Raw genomic sequence first — 22,657 nt, forward strand, 5'->3', positions numbered from 1 at the left:
TGGGTAGGCGCTGGGGTGAGGGTGCCGGAGCCGGTCGTAGCTTGAGAACTGCACAGTGGACGCGAGCATCTTTTTGAATGATCTTTGTGGTCAAGTTTATAAGGGCACAGGGTGGATGCCTTGGCACTAGGAGCCGAAGAAGGACGTTGTAGCCTGCGATAAGCCTCGGGGAGTTGGCAAACGAACCGTGATCCGAGGATGTCCGAATGGGGAAACCCCGCACGAGTCATGTCGTGTGACCCGCACCTGAATATATAGGGTGTGTGGAGGGAACGGCGGGAAGTGAAACATCTCAGTACCGCCAGGAAGAGATATTCCGTGAGTAGTGGCGAGCGAAAGCGGATCAGGCCAAACCGTGTACGTGTTCAAGCCGGCAGGCGTTGCGTGCACGGGGTTGTGGGACCTTTCCGTTGGATCTGCCGATCCGACAGGGAGTCAGAAAGTCGCGTCATAGTCGAAGGGCATTGAAAGGCCCGGCACAGAGGGTGTGACCCCCGTAGACGAAATGGCGTGGCCTCCCGAAGGGGATCCCAAGTAGCTCCGGGCCCGAGAAACCTGGAGTGAATCTGCACAGACCACTGTGTAAGCCTAAATACTACCTAGTGACCGATAGCGGACAAGTACCGTGAGGGAAAGGTGAAAAGTACCCCGGGAGGGGAGTGAAATAGTACCTGAAACCGTGTGCCTACAATCCGTTGGAGCCTCCCTAGCAGGGGTGACAGCGTGCCTTTTGAAGAATGAGCCTGCGAGTTAGTGGTACGTGGCGAGGTTAACCCGTGTGGGGAAGCCGTAGCGAAAGCGAGTCCGAATAGGGCGATTCAGTCGCGTGCTCTAGACCCGAAGCGGAGTGATCTAGCCATGGGCAGGTTGAAGCGCGGGTAAGACCGCGTGGAGGACCGAACCCACCAGGGTTGAAAACCTGGGGGATGACCTGTGGTTAGGGGTGAAAGGCCAATCAAACTCCGTGATAGCTGGTTCTCCCCGAAATGCATTTAGGTGCAGCGTCACGTGTTTCTTGCCGGAGGTAGAGCTACTGGATAGCCGATGGGCCCCACCAGGTTACTGACGTTAGCCAAACTCCGAATGCCGGTAAGCCAGAGCGTGGCAGTGAGACTGCGGGGGATAAGCTCCGTAGTCGAGAGGGAAACAGCCCAGACCACCAGCTAAGGCCCCTAAGCGTATGCTAAGTGGGAAAGGATGTGGAGTTGCACAGACAACCAGGAGGTTGGCTTAGAAGCAGCCACCCTTGAAAGAGTGCGTAATAGCTCACTGGTCAAGTGATTCCGCGCCGACAATGTAGCGGGGCTCAAGTATACCGCCGAAGCTGTGGCATTCACACAAGCGCTAAGCCTTCGTGGTTCAGGCGTGTGGATGGGTAGGGGAGCGTCGTGTGGGCAGTGAAGTCGCGGGGGAACCCAGCGGTGGAGCCTACACGAGTGAGAATGCAGGCATGAGTAGCGAATGACGGGTGAGAAACCCGTCCGCCGAATGACCAAGGGTTCCAGGGCCAGGCTAATCCGCCCTGGGTAAGTCGGGACCTAAGGCGAGGCCGACAGGCGTAGTCGATGGACAACGGGTTGATATTCCCGTACCGGCGAAGAACCGCCCATACCGAGCCCGGTGATGCTAAACGCCCGAGATCAGCCATCGTCCCTTCGGGGACACCGGTTGATGGAGCGCGTGACCCGAACCGGTAGTAGGTAAGCGTATTAACAGGGGTGACGCAGGAAGGTAGCCGAGCGTGGCGATGGTAGTCCACGTCTAAGGTCGTAGGGCGAGGTGTAGGCAAATCCGCACCTCATATAGCCTGAGAGCTGACAGTGACCGCGAATGCGGGAATTCGGTGATCCTATGCTGCCAAGAAAAGCCTCGACGCGAGGTTCTAGCCGCCCGTACCCCAAACCGACTCAGGTGGTCAGGTAGAGAATACCAAGGCGATCGAGAGAATCGTGGTTAAGGAACTCGGCAAAATGCCCCCGTAACTTCGGGAGAAGGGGGGCCTGAAGCGTGAACCGACTTGCTCGGGGAGCGTGAAGGGCCGCAGAGACCAGGGAGAAGCGACTGTTTACTAAAAACACAGGTCCGTGCGAAGTCGCAAGACGATGTATACGGACTGACGCCTGCCCGGTGCTGGAAGGTTAAGAGGACGGGTCAGCCGCAAGGCGAAGCTCAGAATTTAAGCCCCAGTAAACGGCGGTGGTAACTATAACCATCCTAAGGTAGCGAAATTCCTTGTCGGGTAAGTTCCGACCTGCACGAATGGCGTAACGACTTCTCCGCTGTCTCAACCGCGAACTCGGCGAAATTGCACTACGAGTAAAGATGCTCGTTACGCGCAGCAGGACGGAAAGACCCCGGGACCTTTACTATAGCTTGGTATTGGTGTTCGGTGCGGCTTGTGTAGGATAGGTGGGAGACTGTGAAGCCGGCACGCCAGTGTCGGTGGAGTCAACGTTGAAATACCACTCTGGTCGCTCTGGATATCTAACCTCGGTCCGTGATCCGGACTAGGGACAGTGCCTGGTGGGTAGTTTAACTGGGGCGGTTGCCTCCTAAAATGTAACGGAGGCGCTCAAAGGTTCCCTCAGCCTGGTTGGCAATCAGGTGGCGAGTGCAAGTGCACAAGGGAGCTTGACTGTGAGACTGACAGGTCGAGCAGGGACGAAAGTCGGAACTAGTGATCCGGCGGTGGCTTGTGGAAGCGCCGTCGCTCAACGGATAAAAGGTACCCCGGGGATAACAGGCTGATCTTGCCCAAGAGTCCATATCGACGGCATGGTTTGGCACCTCGATGTCGGCTCGTCGCATCCTGGGGCTGGAGTAGGTCCCAAGGGTTGGGCTGTTCGCCCATTAAAGCGGTACGCGAGCTGGGTTTAGAACGTCGTGAGACAGTTCGGTCCCTATCCGCTGCGCGCGCAGGAAACTTGAGAAGGGCTGTCCCTAGTACGAGAGGACCGGGACGGACGAACCTCTGGTGTGCCAGTTGTTCCGCCAGGAGCACGGCTGGTTGGCTACGTTCGGAAGGGATAACCGCTGAAAGCATCTAAGCGGGAAGCCTGCTTCAAGATGAGGTTTCCATGGGGACTTGATCCCCGAGAGGCTCCCAGCTAGACCACTGGGTAGATAGGCCGGATGTGGAAGAGGGGACGAAAGACCCTCGCAGCTGACCGGTACTAATAAGCCGACAACTTCATCACATTCATTCAAGTCAATGTGCTACGCGTCCACTGTGCGGTTCCCGAGAGACGAACGGGAACCCGTTTGACAACTCGACAACGTTACGGCGGTCATAGCGAAGGGGAAACGCCCGGTCCCATTCCGAACCCGGAAGCTAAGCCCTTCAGCGCCGATGGTACTGCACTCGCCAGGGTGTGGGAGAGTAGGACGCCGCCGGACATCATTCGAGAAAGAGCCACCCTTCGGGGTGGCTCTTTTTCGTTGTCTCGAGCTGTTTCGACGTTGGTCTGGGCTCAGCGGTCGTCGGGCCGTTGAGCGGTCAGTTGCTGGCAACGCGACCGGGGCTTCGGCGACTCGCCGGTATCTCCGCTCAGGTGGATCGGAGAAGCGCCTCTACGCGGTCGGCGAGGGTCTCGACGGGTTGCCGGCCGTCGAGCTCGAGCGTGGCTCCGCTCCGGAGGAGCGGTTCGACGGTCGCCGTGTATGCCTGATCTCCGTCCGGTCGGCAACGGTGCTGCCGTAGGGGTTGTTGGTCCGGGCGGTCACTCGCTCGAGGAGGACGTCCACCGGGGCGCTGAGCAGGACTACGTGGTCGAACAGGGGGTAGAACCGGCCCTGGTTCTCGACGGTGCCCGCGACGATGATGTCGGGGTTCTCGTCGAGAAGCGCGGCCATGCGTTGCTCGTCCCACCTGCCGTCGGCGAGCACCCAGCCGTCACGGTCGGTGTCGACGGTGAGTCGGCCTCGTTGGTCCAGGGCGTCGAGCAGCGTGGTCTTGCCGGCCCCGGACATGCCCGTGACGAGGATCCTGGGCATGTCCGGGTTGCCGTCAGGCGGTCGCTTCGAAGACGACGACGCCCAGCGGAGGGACGCGGATCGAGGCGGAGGCTGGGCGGCCGTAGTGCTCGATGTCCTCGGCGTGGAGCTCGCCGAGGTTGCCCACGCCCGAACCGCCGTAGTCGACCGAGTCGGAGTTGTAGATCTCGCGCCAGATCCCGCTCTTCGGCAAGGCGAGCCGGTACTCCTCGTGCGGGACGCCGGCGAAGTTGACGACGACCGCGACCGGCGGGACGCCGACACCCTTGCGCAGGTAGGCGAGCGTGTTGCGGAAGGCGTCGTCGGAGTCGATCCACTCGAAGCCGTCGGGGCTGTGGTCGAGCTGCCAGAGGGCCGGTGTGTCGCGATAGATGCGGTTGAGGTCCGTCACGGATCGCATGACGCCTTGGTGCGCCGGGTCGTCCAGGGCGTGCCAGTCCAGGGAGCGGGACTCGGCCCACTCGGTCTGCTGGGCGAACTCGCTTCCCATGAAGAGCAGCTGCTTTCCGGGATGGGTCCACTGGTAGCCCAGGAGGAGTCGGACGCCGGCGAGCTTCTGCCAGTGGTCGCCGGGCATCCGCTCGTAGAGCGACCCCTTGCCGTGGACGACCTCGTCGTGGCTGATCGGGAGCACGAAGCGCTCGGAGTAGGCGTAGACCATCGAGAAGGTGATCTCGTTGTGGTGGTAACGGCGGTGGATCGGCTGCTCCGTCATGTAGCGGAGAGTGTCGTTCATCCAGCCCATGTTCCACTTCAGTCCGAAGCCGAGGCCGTTGCCGTCCGTGGGGGCGGTGACGCCGGGCCAGGCGGTGGACTCCTCGGCGATCATCATGATGCCCGGGGTGCGCCGGTACGCGGTGGCGTTGGCCTCCTGCAGGAACGAGATGGCGTCCAGGTTCTCGCGGCCGCCGTACTGGTTGGGCCGCCACTGTCCGGCCTTGCGGGAGTAGTCGAGGTAGAGCATGGAGGCGACGGCGTCGACCCGCAGCCCGTCGACGTGGAACTCCTCGAGCCAGAAGGTCGCGTTGGCGACGAGGAAGTTGCGGACCTCCGCGCGGCCGAAGTTGAAGACGTAGGTGCCCCAGTCGGGGTGTTCGCCGAGGAGGGGGTCGGGGTGCTCGTACAGCGAGGAGCCGTCGAACTGGGCCAGCGACCACTCGTCCTTGGGGAAGTGCGCGGGCACCCAGTCGACGATGACGCCGATGCCGGCGCGGTGCAGGGTGTCGACGAGGTAGCGGAAGTCGTCGGGGTGCCCGAACCGCGACGTCGGTGCGTAGTAGGAGGAGACCTGGTAGCCCCACGAGCCACCGAACGGGTGCTCGGCGACGGGCAGGAGCTCGACGTGGGTGAAGCCGAGTGAGAGCACGTGCTCGGTCAGCTGGTGGGCCAGGTCACGGTAGGACAGGCCGACGCGCCACGAGCCGAGGTGGACCTCGTAGACGCTGATCGGCGCGGTGTGCGGGTCACGGGTGGTCCGCGACGTGATCCAGTCCTCGTCGCCCCAGACGAAGCTCTCCTCGACGACGACCGAGGCGGTGGCGGGCGGCACCTCGGTCCCGCGGGCCATGGGATCGGCCTTCTGCCGCCACGACCCGTCCTGACCGAGGATCTCGAACTTGTAGCGGGCGCCCGCGCGGACGCCCGGGGCGAAGATCTCCCACACGCCGCTGTCGCCCAGCGAGCGCATGGCGTGCGAGGCGCCCTGCCAGTAGTTGAAGTCCCCGACGACCCGGACGGCTCGTGCGTTGGGCGCCCAGACGGCGAACGACGTGCCGCTGACCTCGCCGAGCTCGCCCGGGTAGGTGTGCACGTTGGCGCCGAGAACGGTCCACAGCGTCTCGTGGCGGCCCTCGCGGACCAGGTGCCGGTCGAGCTCCTTCACGGTGGGCAGGAAGCGGTAGGGGTCGTCGGCGATCGTGGTCAGGGCGTTGTACGTGACCTCGAGGCGGTAGTCCGGCACCTCAGCGACGGGGAGGACCGCCACCCAGATGCCCTCGTACTCGTGCCGGGCGGGGATCCGACCGGTTGCGGTGACCACCACGACGGCGTCCGCGAGCGGCCGCAGGGTGCGGATGGTGATGCCACTGCCGCCGGCGTGCGGACCCAGGACGTCATGCGGCGCGTAGGACACGCCGTAGGCGACGCTGCGCAGCACGTCTGTGTCGACAGGGACCGGGGACGGTGCAGCCGGGCTCATCCCCCTACCCAACCACCCGTGGGGCGTTTGCGCAGGTCTGTCGCATGAGTGACCTGCGACACCCGGACGGTGGGCGGGCTCACGATCGAGGCACGGCAGCGCTCCGTCGGGGCCGCTACCGAGCGCGCAGGACGGTCGCAGGGCCTGCGTCGCCGCCGCCGAGCGGTGTGCGCGGCTCGGTGGGGAGGAACGTCACTCGGCGGTCAGGCGCTCCAGCCCGGCGATCGGGATCGGCAGCCAGTCGGGGCGGTTGCGGGACTCGTAGACCGCCTCGTACAGGGTCTTGTCGAGCTCGAGCGCCCGCACCAGCGTCGCGTCCTCGTCGAGCCCGTAGCCGGCGAGCAGAGCATCCCGTGCCTGGGCGGTCCAGGTCTGCGCAGCCGGCCCGGTGAGCCCACCGACCGCCGCCGCGTAGTCGATCGAGCGCAGCAGTCCGGCGACGTCGCGGACGGCGAGATCGGGTCGGGTCCTCTCGGACAGCGGGGCCAGGGGCTCCCCTTCGAAGTCGGTGATGAACCAGGTGCCGTGCGAGCGGAGCACCTGGCCGAGGTGCAGGTCCCCGTGCACGCGTTGGCGGGGTGGCGCGGACGGCAGGGAGCGGACCTCGGCGACGACCCCTGCGACCCCGTCGGCGAACCGCGCGAGGGCCGGTACCGCGGACAGCGACCAGGAGAACCGGCTCTCGACGGCACGCGCCACCTCCTCGGTCGTCGACGGTGCGACGCCGTACGCCTCGACGAGACTGCCGTGCATCCCGTGGGTCACGGCGCCCAGGTCCGTCGCGGGGCCGACGAAGGAGTCGCCTCGACGCGCGACCGAGCACGCGAGCTCGAACCCGTCCTCGGCGTCGTCGACGAAGGCGGCCAGGACACCGAGGTAGCCCGGCTCGTCGGCACCCGGCCAGGTCGCCTGCAGCCAGGCGAGCGGAGCCGGGACGTTCTTCCATCCGGTGGCGACGAGATGGCGCGGAACGTCGACGTCCGGGTTCTCCCCGGGCGCCACGGCGCGCAGCACCTTGAGGATCCCGCTGCTGCGCTCGTCGGCCCCCGGCCCCAGGATCACCGAGGTGTTGGACTGCTCGCCGCTGATCATCCGAGCCGTCGAGACGTCGAACGCGCCGCCCGGCCCGTCGGCGGCGGCGAGCCACGCGCGCAGGAACGCAGGGTGCGCGGCTCCGTCGGACACGGGTCGCCCGTCGAGCGATCCGACGACGTCACCGGTGGACGAGAAGACCAGCGGCACCTGCAGGACCACGTCGATCGACCCCGCGAGCACGCGGACCAGCAGGATGCGGACGTCGTCGCCCAGGTCGATCCCGCCGACCACGGTGAGGTCCGCAGCCACGCCTTTGGCCGGGTACCACCGCCGGCCCGGCAGCCACCCCCGCACCACCTCGAGGAGGCGGGCGTCGTCGGGGTCGCTGCGGGCGACGAGGGTCATGGCGCGGTCAGCTCCAGCCAGTAGAAGTCCCGCGAGCCGAGGGTGAAGCTGCAGGTGCCGTCCGGGCGAACGGCCGGGAAGTCGGCGCCGCCGAACACGTCGTGCATGGCCCACCCGTGGTGACGAGGCAGCTGGATCGTGGCCGCGCGCGCCGTCGCGGCCATGTTCGCGACGACCAGCAGGGTCTCGGTCGGGGTGTGCCGGCAGAACGCCAGCACCGACTCGTTGTCGCTGGTCAGCACCTCGAACTCGCCGGCACCGAGCGCCGGGTGCTGGCGTCGCACGCTCAGCATGCCGCGGACCCAGTGCAGCAGCGACGTCGGCTGGGCCAGCTGCGCCTCGACGTTGGTGTGGCTGTAGTGGTGCACCAGCGACTGGACGAGCGGGAGGTAGAGCTTGCCCGGATCGGCCGTGCTGAAGCCCGCGTTGCGGTCGGGCGTCCACTGCATCGGGGTGCGCACCGAGTCGCGGTCGGGCAGCCAGATGTTGTCGCCCATGCCGATCTCGTCGCCGTAGTACAGGCACGGGCTCCCCGGCAGCGACAGCAGCAGCGCGTGCGCGAGCTCGATCTCCTTGCGCGAGTTGTCCAGCAGGGGGGCGAGCCGTCGTCGGATACCCACGTTGGCTCGCATCCGGGAGTCCGGCGCGTACCAGCCGTACATCGACGCGCGCTCCTCGGTGGAGACCATCTCGAGCGTCAGCTCGTCGTGGTTGCGCAGGAACGTGCTCCACTGCGCACCGTTCTTCGGGATCGGCGGGGTGTCGGCCAGGATCTCGATGATCTGCGTGGCCCGCTGGTCCCGGATGCCGTAGTAGATGCGCGGCATCACCGGGAAGTGGAAGCACATGTGGCACTCGGGCTCGGCCTCGGTGCCGAAGTAGTGGACGACGTCCTCGGGCCACTGGTTCGCCTCGGCCAGCATGATCCGGCCCGGGAACTCGGTGTCGATCATCGTGCGGACCGTGCGCAGGAAGGCGTGCGTCTCGGGCAGGTTCTCGCAGTTGGTGCCCTCGGCCTCGAAGAGGTACGGCACCGCGTCCAGCCGAAACCCGTCGACCCCGATCCCGAGCCAGAACCGGCCCACGTCGAGCATGGCCTCGACGACTCGCGGGTTGTCGAAGTTCAGGTCCGGCTGGTGGCTGAAGAACCGGTGCCAGAAGTACTGCCGACGAACGGGGTCGAAGGTCCAGTTCGACGTCTCGGTGTCGACGAAGATGATCCGGGCGTCCTGGTAGCGGGTGTTGTCCTCCGACCAGACGTAGAAGTCGCCGTAGGGCCCCTCGGGGTCGGAGCGGGACGCCTGGAACCACGGGTGCTGGTCGCTGGTGTGGTTCATCACGAGGTCCACCACGATGCGCATCCCGCGGGCGTGCGCCTGCTCGATCAGCTCCGTGAAGTCCGCCATGGTGCCGTACTGGGCGGCGATCGCCGTGTAGTCCGCCACGTCGTAGCCGCCGTCGCGCAGGGGGCTCGGGTAGAACGGTGGGAGCCACAGGCAGTCGATGCCGAGCCACTGCAGGTAGTCGAGCCGGTCGATCAGCCCGCGCAGGTCCCCGCTGCCCTGGCCGGAGGAGTCGGCGAACGTGCGGAGCATGACCTCGTAGAACACCGCGGTCCGGTACCACTCCGGATCGTCGACGAGCCCCGGCGCATCGGTCGAGGGCACCGGTGGCTGGCGTCGGCTCGGCAGCGAGAGCTGGGCTGTCGTGGGCGCAGGCTCGCGCGGGTGCCTGCCGACGGTGGTCACGGCGTGACCAGGCGGATCACGTGGGCGGCGCGTACCACCGGGTCCAGACGGATGAACGCGGGCGACGACCACTCGTAGGCGTCGTCGGACAGGACGTCGTGCGCGACGACCGGCCTCCCGTGCTCGAGGCCGAGCGCGCCGAGGTCGAGCTCGACCCACCCCTCCCGAGCGTTGGCGGTGTCGAGGTTCACGATCACGAGGATCGTGTCGGCCCGTCCGGTCGCGGAGTGCTCGGCGGACAGGTGCCTCGAGAACGCCACGAGCGCGTCGTCGGAGGTCGGGTGGATGTGCAGGTTCCGCAGCTGTCGCAGCGCCGGGTGGTTGCGCCGGATCTCGTTGAGGCGCCCGAGGAGCAGGTTGATGCCGATCTTGTCCGCGACGCCCCAGACGCGCGGCTTGAACTCGTACTTCTCGTTGTCGATCTGCTCCTCGACGCCGGGCCGGGGGACGTTCTCGACGAGCTCGTAGCCCGAGTAGATGCCCCACGTCGGTGCCCCGAGCGCCGCGAGCACAGCACGCACCGCGAAGCCTCGCACGCCTGTGGCCTGCAGGTACGGCGGCAGGATGTCGTGCGTGGTGGGCCAGAAGCTCGGCCGCAGCCACGAACCCTGCTCGCCCGAGACCTCGGCGAGGTACTCGGTCAGCTCGGGCTTCGTGTTGCGCCACGTGAAGTAGGTGTACGACTGGTGGAACCCGATCTTGGCGAGCGTGAGCATCATGGCCGGTCGCGTGAACGCCTCGGACAGGAAGATGACCTCGGGGTGGTCCGTCCGGACCGAGGCCAGGATCCGCTCCCAGAAGTCCAGGGGCTTGGTGTGCGGGTTGTCGACGCGGAACAGCGTCACGCCGTGGTCGATCCACACCTGCAGGACCCGGCGGATCTCGCGGTAGATGCCCTCGGGGTCGTTGTCGAAGTTCAGCGGGTAGATGTCCTGGTACTTCTTCGGCGGGTTCTCGGCGTACGCGATGGTGCCGTCCGCCCGCGTGGTGAACCACTCGGGGTGCGTGGTGACCCAGGGGTGGTCCGGCGAGCACTGCAGCGCGACGTCGAGGGCGACCTCCATGCCGAGCGCCCGGGCATCGGCGACGAACGCGTCGAAGTCGTCGAACGTGCCCAGCGACGGCTCGATCGCGTCGTGGCCGCCGTCCTTCGACCCGATCGCGTACGGCGAGCCGGGGTCACCGGGCTCGGCGTCGAGCGAGTTGTTGCGCCCCTTGCGGAACGTGGTCCCGATGGGGTGCACGGGCGTCAGGTAGACCACGTCGAACCCCATCCCGGCGATCCGCGGCAGGTCGAGCGCGGCGGTGCGCAGGGTGCCGGACGTCCAGGTGCCCGTCTCGTAGTCGTAGGTCGCGCCCGCAGAGCGCGGGAAGAGCTCGTACCAGGAACCCGCCAGCGCGAGCGGCCGGTCGACGACGAGCGGGTACGACGGCGACGCGGTCACCGACTCCCGGATCGGGTGCTCGGCGAGTGCGGCCCGCACGGCCGGGGACAAGCCAGCGGCCAGCCGGTCGGCCGGCGGCCGGGTGTGGTCGCGCAGGCCGACGATCGCGTCCAGGAGAACGGCCTGGATGCCCTTGGTGCCCTTGCGCCTGCTCGCCTTCTCGAGGAGCAGCGCCCCCTCGGCGAGCATGAGCTCGACGTCGACACCCGCCTCGACCTTGATCGACGCGTCGTGGGACCACGTGCCGTAAGGGTCCGACCAGCCCTCGACGCGGAATGTCCAGCGGCCGGTGCTCGTCGGGACGACGCGTGCCTCGAACCGGTCGAGACCAGGTGCGATGTCCACCATCCGGGCGCTCGCGCGGTCGACGCCGGACGGGTCGGTGAGCACCGCCGTCGCACCGACCGCATCATGCCCTTCGCGGAACACGGTCGCCCGGATAGGGACGGCCTCGCCGACGACAGCCTTGGCCGGGAACCGCCCAGCCTCGGCGACGGGGGAGACCTCCACGACGGGGATGCGCCCGACGGTGCTGCTTACCGGGCCGGGGGTAGTCGTCACATTCCCGAACCTAGCCGTAGGTGCTGGTGGCAGGCATCCGGAGGCGCAATGTGGGATGGGTGCCGTGGCACGCAAGGAATCCGCCGCAAGCGGAGATTCAGAGGATCCGCGCACTATTCGTCGGCGGATCCTCTGAATCTGTGAGTGAGGGGGTCAGCGGAGGGTGGCGGCCAGGGCTCGGCCCGTCGTTCGGCCGGTGAAGAGGCAGCCGCCCAGGAACGTGCCCTCGAGCGCCCGGTGACCGTGCACACCACCGCCGCCGAAGCCTGCCGCCTCGCCTACCGCCCACAGCCCGGGCAGTACCTGCCCGTCGGGTCGAAGGGCGCGGCCTTCCAGGTCGGTGTGCAGGCCGCCGAGGGTCTTGCGGGTGAGCACGGACAGGCGCACCGCGAGCAGCGGGCCGTGCGCGGGATCGAGCAGCGCGTGCGGCTTGGCCACGCGGATGAGCCTGTCGACGACGAACCGGCGGGCCATGGCGGTCGCGACGACCTGGGGGTCCTTGCCCAGGCCGGTGGCCACCTGCTGGTCGCGCGCCTCGATGGTCCGCTGGAGCTCGGAGGCGTCGATCCTTGCCGTGCCCGACAGCGCGTTCATCTTCGCGGCCAGCTCGGCGGGCGAGTCCGCCCAGAGGAACTCGTCGGACTTCTGCGCGAACGCCTCGACCGGTCCGACCGCTCCGGGCTTGACGCGTTCGAGCAGCAGGCGCAGGTCCTTGCCGGTGAGGTCGGGGTTCTGTTCCGAGCCGGACAGGGCGAACTCCGCGCCGAGGATCGTCTTGTCGAGCACGAACCACGAGTGGTCGTCGCCACGCTCGGTGATGTGCTGGAGCGCACCGAGGGAGTCGAAGCCGGGGAAGAGCGGTGCGGGGAGCCGATTGCCGTCGGCGTCGAGCCAGAGGCTGCTCGGGCCGGCGAGGATGCGGATGCCGTGCTCGCTCCACACCGGGGAGTGGTTGGTGATTCCCTCGGGGTAGTGCCACATGCGGTCCTCGTGCACGACGGCCGCCCCGGAGGCACGGGCGGCCTCGATGCCCGAGCCGTCCACGTGGTCGGGCACGCCGGAGAGCATCCGGGCCGGGAGGGTGCCCGCGGCGGTCGGCCACGTCGCCCGGACGAGCTCGTGGTTCGCGCCGATGCCACCGGTCGCGACGACCACGGCGGTCGCGTCCAGGGTGAAGGGCCGCACAGTCGTCCGGCTGCTGGGCACGGCGCGGTCCACGCCGTCGGACGCCAGCACGTCACCGGCCACGCCGGTCACGACGCCGTCCGTCGTCAGGAGCGACGTGACGCGGTGCCGGAAGCGGACGTCGACCAGTCCCGCGCGACGACCCTCGAGCAGGGCGCGCACGAACGGTTCGAGGATCCCCGGCCCGGTGCCCCAGGTGACGTGGAACCGGGGGACCGAGTTGCCGTGCCCGCCGGCTTCGTACCCGCCGCGCTCGGCCCACTGCACGAGCGGGAACCACTTCACGCCCTGGCCCGCGAGCCACGGGCGCATCTCACCGGCGGCGAACGACACGAACCCGTCGGCCCACGCGCGCCCCCAGCGATCGTGGTCGCCGAACTGCGCCGAGCCCAGCCAGTCGGCCAGCGCGAGCTCGGCGGAGTCCTTGACGCCCAGGCGCCGCTGCTCCGGGGAGTCGACGAGGAAGAGGCCCCCGAACGACCAGAACGCCTGACCGCCCAGGCTCGCCGCGTTCTCGGCGTCCAGGAGCGTGACGTGCTGCCCGGCCGCGAGCAGCTCGGCGGTGGCGACGAGCCCGGCCAGGCCCGCTCCGACGACAACGACGGTGTTGGTCATCTTCGTACGGTACGCCTCTTGGACGGACGTCCAGCAGCTCAGACGAGGACGTACACCCGCATGCTCATCGGCTCGATCACGAACCCCTCGCCGGGCGCTGTGTGCAGGCCGCCCTCGATCGCGACCGCGGACGCTTCGTTCGGGTGCTCCCAGACCGAGTCCCACGCGAGCCGCCACGTGCCGCCGTGATCGTCGGCCAGCACGATGTCCACGGCGTCGAGCGAACCGTTGATCACCAGCAGGACGGCGTCCTTCGAGGAGGTGGAGCCCGTCTCCTTCGCCGCGGTGCGCACCATCTGGAGCGTGCGCACCGACGGGTCGTGCCAGCGGTCGTGGTCGAACGGGACGCCGAGGGCGTCGTACCAGGCGAGGTCCGGGCGTCGGTCCCTGTCGACCGGCCGGCCCGTGTAGAAGCTCTCGGTCCGCAGCGCCGGGTGGTCGCGGCGCAGGGCGAGCAGCCAGCGGGACGTCGCGAGCAGGTCCTTGCGCCACGCACTCAGGTCCCAGCGCATCCACGAGATCTCGGAGTCCTGGCAGTAGGCGTTGTTGTTGCCCTTCTGCGACCGCCCCATCTCGTCACCCGCCGTGATCATGGGCACGCCGGCGGCGAGCACCAGCGTCGCGAACAGGTTGCGGATCGACCGACGGCGCAGCGGGACGAGGTCGACGGCGGGGGACTGCCAGGTCACCGGCCCCTCGATGCCGTGGTTCCACGAGCGGTTGTCGTCGGACCCGTCGCGGTTCTGCTCGCCGTTCGCCGCATTGTGCTTGTGGTCGTACGCGACCAGGTCGGCCATGGTGAAGCCGTCGTGCGCGGTGACGTAGTTGACCGACGCGATCGGCCCGCGAACCAGGGGCGGGTCGCTGTGCCCGAACAGGTCGACCGAGCCGGACAGACGCGTCGCCAGGTCGCGCACGCGGTGGCCGGGCAGGCCGTGCGCGGCGCGGGCGGGGTCGGCCAGCCAGAACGAGCGGACCGCGTTGCGGAACCGGTCGTTCCACTCGCCGAACGGCTCCGGGAACTGGCCGGTGCGCCAGCCGCCGGGACCGACGTCCCAGGGCTCGGCGATGAGCTTGAGACCGTGCAGGCTCGGCTCGTTCGCCATCCCGACGAGCGCGGGGTGGTCGGGGGAGAAGCCGGAGGCGTCCCGTCCCAAGGTGACCGCCAGGTCGAACCGGAAGCCGTCGACGCCCACGACGTCCGCCCAGTAGCGCAACGAGTCGAGAGTCATCCGCACCACCTCGGGACGGCGGAAGTCGAGCGTGTTGCCGGTACCGGTCACGTCGTCGAGCGCGGCCGGTGCGTCTCCGTTGTGCCGGTAGTACGCGGCGTTGTCCAACCCGCGCCAGGAGATGTGCTGACCCGGCAGGCCGCCCTCGCACGTGTGGTTGTAGACGACGTCGAGCAGCACCTCGAGGCCCGCAGCGTGCAGCGAGTGCACGGCGGTCCGCAGCTCGTCGAGGACCGCAGCCGGGCCCGCCTCACGGGCGGCAGCCGTGGCATACGCCGCGTGCGGCGCGAAGAACCCGAGCGTGCTGTAGCCCCAGTAGTTGGTCAGGCCCTTCTCGATCAGGTGCGGTTCCGAGGCGAACGCGTGCACCGGGAGGAGCTCGATCGCGGTGACTCCCAGACCGAGCAGGTGGTCGACCACCGCAGGGTGCGCGAGACCCGCGTACGTCCCGCGCACCTCCGCGGGCAGCTTGTCGTTGAGCAGGGTCAGCCCGCGGACGTGGGCCTCGTAGATCACCGACCGCGACCACGGCACCCACGGCCGGTTGGTCGTCGGGTCGGGGCTGGTCAGGTTGTCGGTGTCGACGACGACCGAGCGCGGGACGTAGCGCGCGGAGTCGACCGTGCTCGCCGGACCGTACGGGTCGCCCACGAGATCGCGACCGACCACGTGGCCGTACGTCTCCGGGCCGTACCCGAGCTCGCCCACGAGACCGCGGGCGTACGGGTCGACCAGCAGCTTCGCAGGGTTGTACCGGTGGCCCGCGGCCGGCTCCCACGGGCCGTGCGCACGGAACCCGTACCGCTGCCCGTCGGTCACACCCGGCACGCTGCCGGTGAACACGCCGTGCACCGGACCGTCGAGCCGGACGCGGCGCTCGTTGCGGCCGTCGAACAGGCACAGGTCCACGGCGGTGGCATGGGCGGCGTAGACGGCCACGTCCACGCCGTCGTCGGTCACGTGCACGCCGAGACGTGGTGGGCGGCGCCCAGACAGCGGGCGCCGGCGTGGGGAGGTCGAGGTCACCTCGACATTGTGCGGGACCGTCGGCGCTGCTGTGCGAACGGCGTGTTTCCGGCAGGCGACACGCGTGCCGCCCTTCCGGCTGGCGACACCCGCGTCCGTGCGGGCCGCTGCGGCGGGTAATCTTCCGCGGGTGAGGATCGTCGTCTGTGTGAAGCATGTCCCGGACATCCAGTCGGACCGGGCGATCGGCCCCGACCACCGCGTGGTGCGCGACGGGGGTGACGGCACCATCAACGAGCTCGACGAGAACGCGCTCGAGGCGGCCATCGCGCTCGTCGAGGCGTCCGGCGGTTCGGTCGTGGCGCTGACCGCGGGTCCCGACGATGCAGCGGACGCCGTGCGTCGCGGTCTGCAGCTCGGCGCGCAGGAGGCCGTGCACGTGCTCGACGACGCGATCGGCGGTTCCGACGCGATCGGCACGGCGCGGGTCCTCGCCGCCGCGATCCGGCACCTGGACGCCCAGGAGCCGGTCGACCTCGTCGTGACCGGAATGGCCGGCCTCGACGGGCTGACGTCGCTGCTGCCGACGGCGATCGCCGAGCTGCTCGACCTGCCCGCCCTGCCGCTCGCCGCCGAGCTGACCGTCGACGACACGACGCGCACCGTGCAGGTCCGGCGCAACCTGGACCATGCGACCGAGGTGCTCTCGGCCTCGCTGCCCGCGCTCGTCTCCGTCACCGACCAGGCGAACGAGCCGCGCTACCCGGGCTTCAAGGGCATCATGGCGGCCCGCAAGATCCCGATCACGACCTTGACGCTGGCCGACCTCGACCTGGACGCCTCGCACGTCGGCGCGCTCGGCGCCCGCACGGAGGTGCTCGAGGCCGCCGCTCGGCCTCCTCGGGAGAACCGCGTGCTGATCAACGACACCGGCGACGCCGGCGTCCGGCTCGCTGCGTACCTCGTCGACAACCAGCTCGTCTGACCCGGAAGAAGACTCCCGACGTGACTGCATCTGTGCTCGTCCTGCTCGACCACACCGAGGCCGGCGCCCTGCGCGCGCCCGTCCGTGAGCTGCTGACGCTGGCCCGTTCGCTCGCCGGCGCCGAAGCCGTGCACGCCGCCTGGGCCCTCGACGGCGTCGAGCCGTCGGCCTCGGTGCTCGAGGAGGTCGCGTCGCTCGGGGCCACGCACGTCCACCGCCTGTCCGCCGATGCCGACCTGCACCTCTCCGCCGTGCTGGCCGAGGCGCTCGCCTCCCTGCTCGACGCGACCGGCGCCGGCCTGCTGCTGCTCGAGTCGTCGTTCGAGAACTCGGAGGCGGCGGCACGCCTCGCGGTCACCACCGGCGCCGGCGTCATCACGGACGCCGACGCACTCTCGCTGGTGGACGGCCGGTTCGTCGCCGCCAAGACCGTCTTCGCCGGCACCTGGAACACCTCGTGCGCGATCACCGCGCCGCTGGCGATCGTCACCGTGAAGCCGAACAGCGTGGTCGTCTCGAGCGTGGCGGCGGCGGCGCCGGTCGTCTCCGAGCACGCGGTCGCCGTGAGCGACAAGGCGCGCCGGGTCACGCTCGTGGAGCGGACCGTGCGGCCCGAGAGCGGTCGACCGGACCTCGGCAGCGCGAGCGTCGTCGTGGCCGGTGGCCGAGGCACGGAGGGCGACTTCTCGCTCGTCGAGGAGCTCGCCGACGTGATCGGCGGTGCCGTCGGTGCCACGCGCGTGGCCACCGACGAGGGCTGGATCGGGCACGACGCGCAGATCGGGCAGACCGGCGTGACGATCGCCCCGAAGCTCTACGTGGGCGTCGGCGTCTCCGGCGCGGTCCACCACCGCGGCGGGATGCAGGCCTCCGGCACGATCGTCGCGATCAACTCCGACCCCGACGCACCCATCTTCGAGATCGCCGACTTCGGCGTCGTCGGCGACCTGTTCACGGTCCTCCCGCAGGCCGTCGCGGAGCTCCGCCGCCTCAAGGGCTAGCCCGATCCGGCGAACTGCCTGACGGTGAACCCCCTGCTCCGCTACGGTTCGCGCGACGGAATCACCACCAGGGGGACCACATGCTGCGCCTTCTCTTGCCCATCGTCGAGCTCGCGCTGTTCGTCTACTGCCTCATCGACTGCATCCAGACCGACTCCGTCCTGGTGCGCAACCTGTCCAAGACGTTCTGGGTCCTGCTGATCATCTTCGTGCCGATCGTCGGGGGCATCGCGTGGCTCGTCGCGGGGCGACCGGAGGGTTCGTCGCGCGGGCGGGCCGTGCCGTGGCCGTCCACCCGGACGGCCGGCTTTCCGGAGCACGAGCGGCCGCGCACCGGATCTCCCGACGACGACCCCGGGTTCCTGGCGGGCATGCGTGCCTCGGACGAGAAGCACGCGCAGATGCTCTCCGAGTGGGAGCAGCAGCTGCGCGAGCGCGAGGCGAAGCTGAAGCAGACCGAGGAGCCCGAGGACCGCTGAGCAGGGTCGCTCAGGACAGGTCGCGCAACCAGCGCAGCACCGCCATCGCCTGCGCGGCCTGGAAACGGCGCAGGTTCGGGATGCCCAGCGGGGGCGGTAGGCGCGAGCTCCACGCGAGGTAGCCGGCGAGCCCGGCGAGCCCAGCACGCAGGTCGTCGTCGTGGACGCCCTCGGACAGGGACTTGCTCCGGAAGTTGGTCGCCGCATCGCCGCCGCCCTGCAGGGCGACGCTGGGGAGCATGAACGCGAGGTCGAGCCACGGGGCGCCGATGCTCGCGTGCGGCCAGTCGATGAGCCAGACGCGGTGTGCGCGGTCGGGGTCGATGATGACGTTGTCGGCACGCAGGTCGCCGTGGACGAGCGAGTCGCCCGCGCACACCCGCAGAGCAGCGTCCTCCCACCGGACCAGCTGCCCACGGTTCTCGAACGCCCACCGGCCCAGGTCGCCACCGACCTCGGCGTACCGCTCCTGGACCTCGTCGTCCAGCGCGGTGAGCTTGCGCCACCCGGTGAAGTCGTCGGCGAGCAGGTCGTCGGTGCGGGGCAGCTGGTGACCGGGGAGCGGCTCGGCCTTCCCGAGGGCGCCCAGCGCCTCGGCCACGGCCTCGAGGTCGGCGGCCTTCCACGGCAGCTCGGGGGACCGGCCGTGGATCACCTCGAACCCGAGGATCACCCAGTCGTCGTCGTCGGACGACCAGAGCAGGGCGGGAGCGGGGACCTGCGGAGGCAGGGCACGCGCCACGCGGATCTCCGCACGGGCGAGGTCCGGGGAGGACGGGTTCTGCTCACCGGAGACGGCCTTGACGAAGACACCGCGGCCGTCGGCCAGCTCGAGCACCGCAGCGAAACCGGGGCTGAACCCGCTGTTCGCGCTGATCTCTGCCGTCACCTGGGAGCCCGCGAGCTCTGCGATCCGAGCCCGGACGTGCCGGGGGAGGTCGCGCCAGTCCAGCCGCTGGCCGCTGAAGGCAAGCGGGAGGGCGATGACGTCGTCGGCACTCACGCGGCACATCCTGCCAGGTGATGTCGAGACCCTGGCGGGTGATCCCACGCACCGGGAGGACGGGGTGCGTCGCCAACCGTTCGTAGACTGGGCCGTGTGAGCGTGTATCTCGACCATGCGGCGACCACGCCCATGGCCCCGGAGGCCACGCGGGTGCTCGTCGAGCAGCTCGCGCGGACCGGCAACCCCTCGTCGCTGCACACCTCGGGTCGGGCCGCGCGGCGGGTCGTCGAGGAGTCGCGTGAGCAGCTCGCCGCGGCCCTGGGCGCGCGGCCCAGCGAGGTGCTGTTCACCGGCGGCGGGACCGAGGCCGACAACCTCGCCGTCAAGGGCCTGTTCTGGGCCCGGCGAACTCGCGACCTGCGACGACGCCGGATCCTGGTCTCGGCCGTCGAGCATCACGCGGTCCTCGATCCCGCCTTCTGGATGGCCGAGCACGCGAGCGCGGAGCTGGTGCTCCTGCCCGTGGACTCGGACGGGGTGCTCCGTGTCGACGCTCTGGCCGAGGAGCTCGCCGAGCATGCGGACGAGACCGCGCTCATCTCGGTCATGTGGGCGAACAACGAGGTCGGGGCACTGCAGCCGCTGTCGGACGTGGTCGCCCTCGCGCGCCAGTACGGGGTACCGGTGCACGCCGACGCGGTGCAGGCCGTCGGGCAGGTGCCGGTCGACTTCGGTGCGTCCGGGCTGGATGCGCTCACGCTGACCGGGCACAAGGTCGGCGGACCGGGCGGGGCCGGCGCGCTGCTGGCGCGCCGGGGGCTCGAGCTGACGCCGGTCCAGCACGGTGGCGGGCAGGAGCGGGGGGTGCGGTCCGGGACGCTGGACGCCGCGCTGCTGGCCTCGTTCGCCACGGCGGTCTCGTCGGCGGTCGACGGCCGGGCCGCCTTCGCCTCGCGGGTCGGTGCGCTGCGCGACGAGCTGGTCGACGGCGTTCTCGCGTCGGTCCCCGGTGCCGTGCTGCGCGGTCCGCGGTCGGGCCGGTTGCCCGCGAACGCCCACTTCACCTTCGGGGGTTGCGAGGGCGACTCGCTGCTGTACCTGCTCGACTCGGCCGGCGTCGAGGCCTCCACCGGGTCCGCGTGCCAGGCCGGTGTGCCGCGGCCCAGCCACGTGCTGCTGGCGATGGGCGTCGACGAGCTCGAGGCACGCGGTGCCCTGCGGTTCAGCCTCGGGCACACGAGCGTGCCCTCCGACGTCGCCGCGCTGCTGGCGGTGCTGCCCGGTGTGGTCGAGCGTGCGCGCGCGGCCGGGCTCGCGGTGGTGTCCTGATGCGCGTCCTCGCGGCACTCTCGGGCGGCGTCGACTCCGCGGTCGCTGCGGCCCGAGCTGTCGACGCCGGGCACGACGTCGTCGGCGTGCACATGGCCCTGTCCCGCAGCCGGGACCAGTTCCGCACCGGCTCGCGGGGCTGCTGCTCGATCGAGGACGCCGGTGACGCCCGGCGGGCCGCGGACGTGCTGGGCATCCCGTACTACGTGTGGGACCTGTCGGAGAAGTTCGAGGACACGGTCGTCGCGGACTTCGTCGCCGAGTACGAGGCGGGCCGCACGCCGAACCCTTGCGTGCGCTGCAACGAGCACATCAAGTTCGCGACGCTGCTCGACAAGGCGGTGGCGCTCGGGTTCGACGCCGTGGCGACCGGGCACTACGCGCGCATCGGCCCTTCCGACGACGGCACGCGGTCGCTGTTCCGCGCGGCCGACGCGGCGAAGGACCAGTCCTACGTCCTCGCGGTCATGGGTCCCGAGCGGCTGGCCCGGTCGCTGTTCCCGCTCGGCGACGTCGTCTCCAAGGAAGAGACCCGCCGGGAGGCCGCCGCGCGTGGGCTGTCGGTGTCGGCCAAGCCCGACTCCTACGACATCTGCTTCGTCGCGGACGGGGACACGCAGGGGTTCCTGCGGTCGCGGCTCGGCTCCCAGCCGGGCGAGATCGTCGACGAGTCCGGAGCGGTGCTCGGCACGCACGACGGCGCGTACGCGTACACGGTCGGACAGCGGCGGGGGCTCGCGATCGGTCGACCTGCGCCGGACGGGAAGCCGCGGTACGTGCTGTCGGTGGAGCCGGTGAACAACCGCGTGGTCGTCGGCTCGGCGGCGGACCTGGCCGTCGACGTGGTGCTGGCGGACCGTGCGGTGTGGTTCGCGCCGCCCGCCGACTCGTTCGACTGCTCGTTGCAGGTCCGCGCGCACGGTGCGGCGGTGCCCGCGCGGGCCGACCTCCTGCCCGACGGGTCGGTCTCGGTCGCTGTCGACGGCGCCCTGCGCGGAGTCGCACCCGGTCAGTCCGCCGTGCTCTACGACGGCACGCGCGTGCTCGGTCAGGCGACCGTGACTGCCGCGGTGCGGTCGTCGCTCGGCGCCGTCGGCGCTGCCCGGTGAGCCGCCCGTCCGTCACCGGCAGCGGGCCGTGGCCGGGGAGCGACGCGCTGGAGGCGCAGAGCGTCGTCGTCGGCGACCTGCTCGACACCCCCTCGGAGGTGCTCGGGATCCCGTTCGCGGTGTCCCTGGCGGCGCGCGGACCGTGGAGCGACCTGGTCGGACGGGCGTCGGCACTGCTCGCCGACCTGCCCACCGAGCTCGGTCCGCACGGCTGGAAGCTCGCCGACCGCCCCGGCCGGGACCTCGCACGGGCGCAGGCGTTCGGCCGTGAGGACCTGGACGCGCTCGCGGTCGCCGCGCACGGGTACGCCGGGCCGCTCGTCGTACCGGTCCTCGGCCCTCTGACGCTCGCGGCCTCGCTCTACCTCTCCCGCGGTGACCGGGTCCTGTCGGACAGCGGCGCCGTGCGCGAGCTCGCGGCCTCGCTGTCCGACGGCATCGGCGCGCATCTCGCCTCGCTGGCCCGGGCCGTCCCCGGCGCCGTGCCCACCGTCCTGCTGCACGAGCCCCTGCTCGCGCAGGTGATGGCCGGGGTGCTGCCGTCCTTCTCCGGGTACTCGGCCCTGCGGTCGGTGCCTGGGCCGGTCGCGGCCGGGCATCTCTCGGCCGTCGCGACGGGTCTGCGTGCGTCCGGCGCGGAATCCGTCATCGTGCACGGGGGCAGCGCGTGGTCGTCCCTGGGGGCGATCCGGGCCGCGGGTGCCGACGGGTTCGCGCTGGCCGTCACCGCGCTCGACGAGCGGTCCTGGGAGCGGGTCGCGGAGGTCGTCGAGGGCGGCCTGGCGTTCTGGCCGGAGCTGCCCCCGCAGGCGTCCTCCCAGTGCGCCGGACCTGATGTGGCCGGGCAGGCGGACCTGCTCCTGCGGCCCTGGCGGTCGGTCGGGCTGCCGTCCTCCCGTCTGCGCGACGTCGTCCTGCTGGCCGGCGACGCCACCGGGGTGGGGTCGCCCGACGACGCCCGGGCCGTGCTGGCCGGACTCGTTCGCGCGGCCCGCCTCGTCGCGGAGCGTGCGGAGTCGTGATCCGTCGGCCCCTGGTCCTGCTGCTGGCCTCTGCGGCCGCCCTGGTCGGTCTGGTGATCCTCGCCGTCGCGCTCGTCGGCATCGGCACGCGGACTCTGCAGGCGGCGCAGGCCGGCGACTCGCCCTGCCTGCAGTCCTACGCGCAGGACCTTCCGGGGTCGCACGTCCGGTACACGGCGTTCCCGCCGCGCAGCATCTGCACCTTCGATGTCGCCGGCGCACCGAGGTCGGTCGTCGTCGCCTCGGCGTCGCCCGCGGCAGCCGGCCTGGGGGCGGTCCTGGCGCTGGGCGGGATCGCCGTCTGCGCCGGGGTGCTCCTGGCCCCGCGGCTGCGCAGAGCTGACTCGGTCTGAACCCACCGACCCTGACTGCGCCTGTTTCGGGAGCTACGGAGCGCTGTCGCC

Annotated in this window: 15 protein-coding genes and 2 rRNA genes; 9 read left to right on the plus strand and 8 right to left on the minus strand. The window is 69.8% G+C overall.

The genetic code is table 11. The features are described 5' to 3' along the window. Positions 1-88: 88 nt before the first annotated feature. Positions 89-3,197: ribosomal RNA gene (locus tag I847_RS0105115) — 23S ribosomal RNA — on the plus strand. Between the two features lie 82 nt (positions 3,198-3,279). Further along, positions 3,280-3,396, plus strand: a 5S ribosomal RNA gene (rrf, locus tag I847_RS0105120). Positions 3,397-3,570: 174 nt separating this feature from the next. Here rrf and I847_RS22035 read toward each other — a convergent pair. From I847_RS22035 to glgX, 7 genes are all read right to left on the minus strand, one after another. Further along, on the minus strand, positions 3,571-3,993 hold the full coding sequence (locus tag I847_RS22035) for an AAA family ATPase (protein WP_231384092.1): 423 nt from the start codon (positions 3,991-3,993) through the stop codon (positions 3,571-3,573). Positions 3,994-4,006: 13 nt separating this feature from the next. Beyond that, a complete protein-coding gene (gene glgB, locus I847_RS27340; RefSeq protein ID WP_028048833.1) occupies positions 4,007-6,190 on the minus strand; it encodes a 1,4-alpha-glucan branching protein GlgB in 2,184 nt (727 codons plus the stop codon). Between the two features lie 192 nt (positions 6,191-6,382). After that, positions 6,383-7,630 carry an aminoglycoside phosphotransferase gene (locus I847_RS27345; protein WP_028048834.1) on the minus strand — a complete coding sequence of 416 codons (1,248 nt, stop codon included), beginning with the start codon at positions 7,628-7,630 and terminating at the stop codon, positions 6,383-6,385. After that, the gene (treS, locus tag I847_RS0105145; protein ID WP_028048835.1) at positions 7,627-9,378 is read right to left on the minus strand and encodes a maltose alpha-D-glucosyltransferase; all 1,752 of its coding nucleotides are present in this window, start codon (positions 9,376-9,378) and stop codon (positions 7,627-7,629) included. The genes I847_RS27345 and treS overlap by 4 nt, the downstream gene beginning before the upstream one ends. After that, positions 9,375-11,384, minus strand: a complete 2,010-nt coding sequence (locus I847_RS0105150) for an alpha-1,4-glucan--maltose-1-phosphate maltosyltransferase (protein ID WP_028048836.1) — start codon at positions 11,382-11,384, stop codon at positions 9,375-9,377. Before I847_RS0105150 ends, treS begins: the two co-directional genes overlap by 4 nt. Positions 11,385-11,537: 153 nt before the next feature. Next, positions 11,538-13,184: an FAD-binding dehydrogenase gene (locus I847_RS0105155; protein WP_028048837.1), complete on the minus strand. Its 1,647-nt coding sequence runs from the start codon at positions 13,182-13,184 to the stop codon at positions 11,538-11,540. Positions 13,185-13,222: 38 nt separating this feature from the next. Further along, positions 13,223-15,442, minus strand: coding sequence for a glycogen debranching protein GlgX (gene glgX, locus I847_RS0105160; RefSeq protein ID WP_231384094.1), 2,220 nt, complete (start codon positions 15,440-15,442; stop codon positions 13,223-13,225). A 130-nt stretch (positions 15,443-15,572) separates the two neighbouring features. On the opposite strand from glgX, the gene I847_RS0105165 reads away from it, so the two are divergent. From I847_RS0105165 to I847_RS0105175, 3 genes are all read left to right on the plus strand, one after another. Continuing rightward, positions 15,573-16,367, plus strand: a complete 795-nt coding sequence (locus I847_RS0105165) for an electron transfer flavoprotein subunit beta/FixA family protein (protein WP_028048839.1) — start codon at positions 15,573-15,575, stop codon at positions 16,365-16,367. Positions 16,368-16,387: 20 nt separating this feature from the next. After that, entirely contained in the window at positions 16,388-17,368 is a 981-nt protein-coding gene (locus I847_RS0105170; RefSeq protein WP_028048840.1) for an electron transfer flavoprotein subunit alpha/FixB family protein, read from the plus strand. Positions 17,369-17,448: 80 nt separating this feature from the next. After that, the gene (locus tag I847_RS0105175; RefSeq protein WP_028048841.1) at positions 17,449-17,847 is read left to right on the plus strand and encodes a PLD nuclease N-terminal domain-containing protein; all 399 of its coding nucleotides are present in this window, start codon (positions 17,449-17,451) and stop codon (positions 17,845-17,847) included. A 10-nt stretch (positions 17,848-17,857) separates the two neighbouring features. On the opposite strand, the gene I847_RS0105180 is transcribed toward I847_RS0105175, so the two are convergent. Next, positions 17,858-18,850: a phosphotransferase family protein gene (locus I847_RS0105180; RefSeq protein WP_028048842.1), complete on the minus strand. Its 993-nt coding sequence runs from the start codon at positions 18,848-18,850 to the stop codon at positions 17,858-17,860. 96 nt (positions 18,851-18,946) lie between these two features. Here I847_RS0105180 and I847_RS0105185 point away from each other — a divergent pair, with 96 nt between their 5' ends. Genes I847_RS0105185 through I847_RS0105200 form a run of 4 tightly spaced genes read left to right on the plus strand, consistent with a single transcriptional unit; the run spans position 18,947 to position 22,606 of the window. Beyond that, positions 18,947-20,122 carry a cysteine desulfurase family protein gene (locus I847_RS0105185; RefSeq protein WP_028048843.1) on the plus strand — a complete coding sequence of 392 codons (1,176 nt, stop codon included), beginning with the start codon at positions 18,947-18,949 and terminating at the stop codon, positions 20,120-20,122. Continuing rightward, positions 20,122-21,231 carry a tRNA 2-thiouridine(34) synthase MnmA gene (gene mnmA, locus I847_RS0105190; protein WP_028048844.1) on the plus strand — a complete coding sequence of 370 codons (1,110 nt, stop codon included), beginning with the start codon at positions 20,122-20,124 and terminating at the stop codon, positions 21,229-21,231. Before I847_RS0105185 ends, mnmA begins: the two co-directional genes overlap by 1 nt. After that, positions 21,228-22,253 carry a hypothetical protein gene (locus tag I847_RS0105195; RefSeq protein WP_028048845.1) on the plus strand — a complete coding sequence of 342 codons (1,026 nt, stop codon included), beginning with the start codon at positions 21,228-21,230 and terminating at the stop codon, positions 22,251-22,253. The genes mnmA and I847_RS0105195 overlap by 4 nt, the downstream gene beginning before the upstream one ends. Next, on the plus strand, positions 22,250-22,606 hold the full coding sequence (locus I847_RS0105200; RefSeq protein ID WP_028048846.1) for a hypothetical protein: 357 nt from the start codon (positions 22,250-22,252) through the stop codon (positions 22,604-22,606). The genes I847_RS0105195 and I847_RS0105200 overlap by 4 nt, the downstream gene beginning before the upstream one ends. Positions 22,607-22,657: the final 51 nt, after the last annotated feature.

The organism is Cellulomonas sp. URHD0024 (assembly GCF_000426185.1).
Classification (GTDB): Bacteria; Actinomycetota; Actinomycetes; order Actinomycetales; family Cellulomonadaceae; genus Cellulomonas.

Bases quoted from the DNA above. Each gene is read 5' to 3' on its own strand.
- I847_RS0105155 (WP_028048837.1), bottom strand. From the start codon at position 13,184: ATGACCAACACCGTCGTTGTCGTCGGAGCGGGCCTGGCCGGGCTCGTC.
- I847_RS27345 (WP_028048834.1), bottom strand. From the start codon at position 7,630: ATGACCCTCGTCGCCCGCAGCGACCCCGACGACGCCCGCCTCCTCGAG.
- glgB (WP_028048833.1), bottom strand. From the start codon at position 6,190: ATGAGCCCGGCTGCACCGTCCCCGGTCCCTGTCGACACAGACGTGCTG.
- I847_RS22035 (WP_231384092.1), bottom strand. From the start codon at position 3,993: ATGCCCAGGATCCTCGTCACGGGCATGTCCGGGGCCGGCAAGACCACG.
- mnmA (WP_028048844.1), top strand. From the start codon at position 20,122: ATGCGCGTCCTCGCGGCACTCTCGGGCGGCGTCGACTCCGCGGTCGCT.
- I847_RS0105175 (WP_028048841.1), top strand. From the start codon at position 17,449: ATGCTGCGCCTTCTCTTGCCCATCGTCGAGCTCGCGCTGTTCGTCTAC.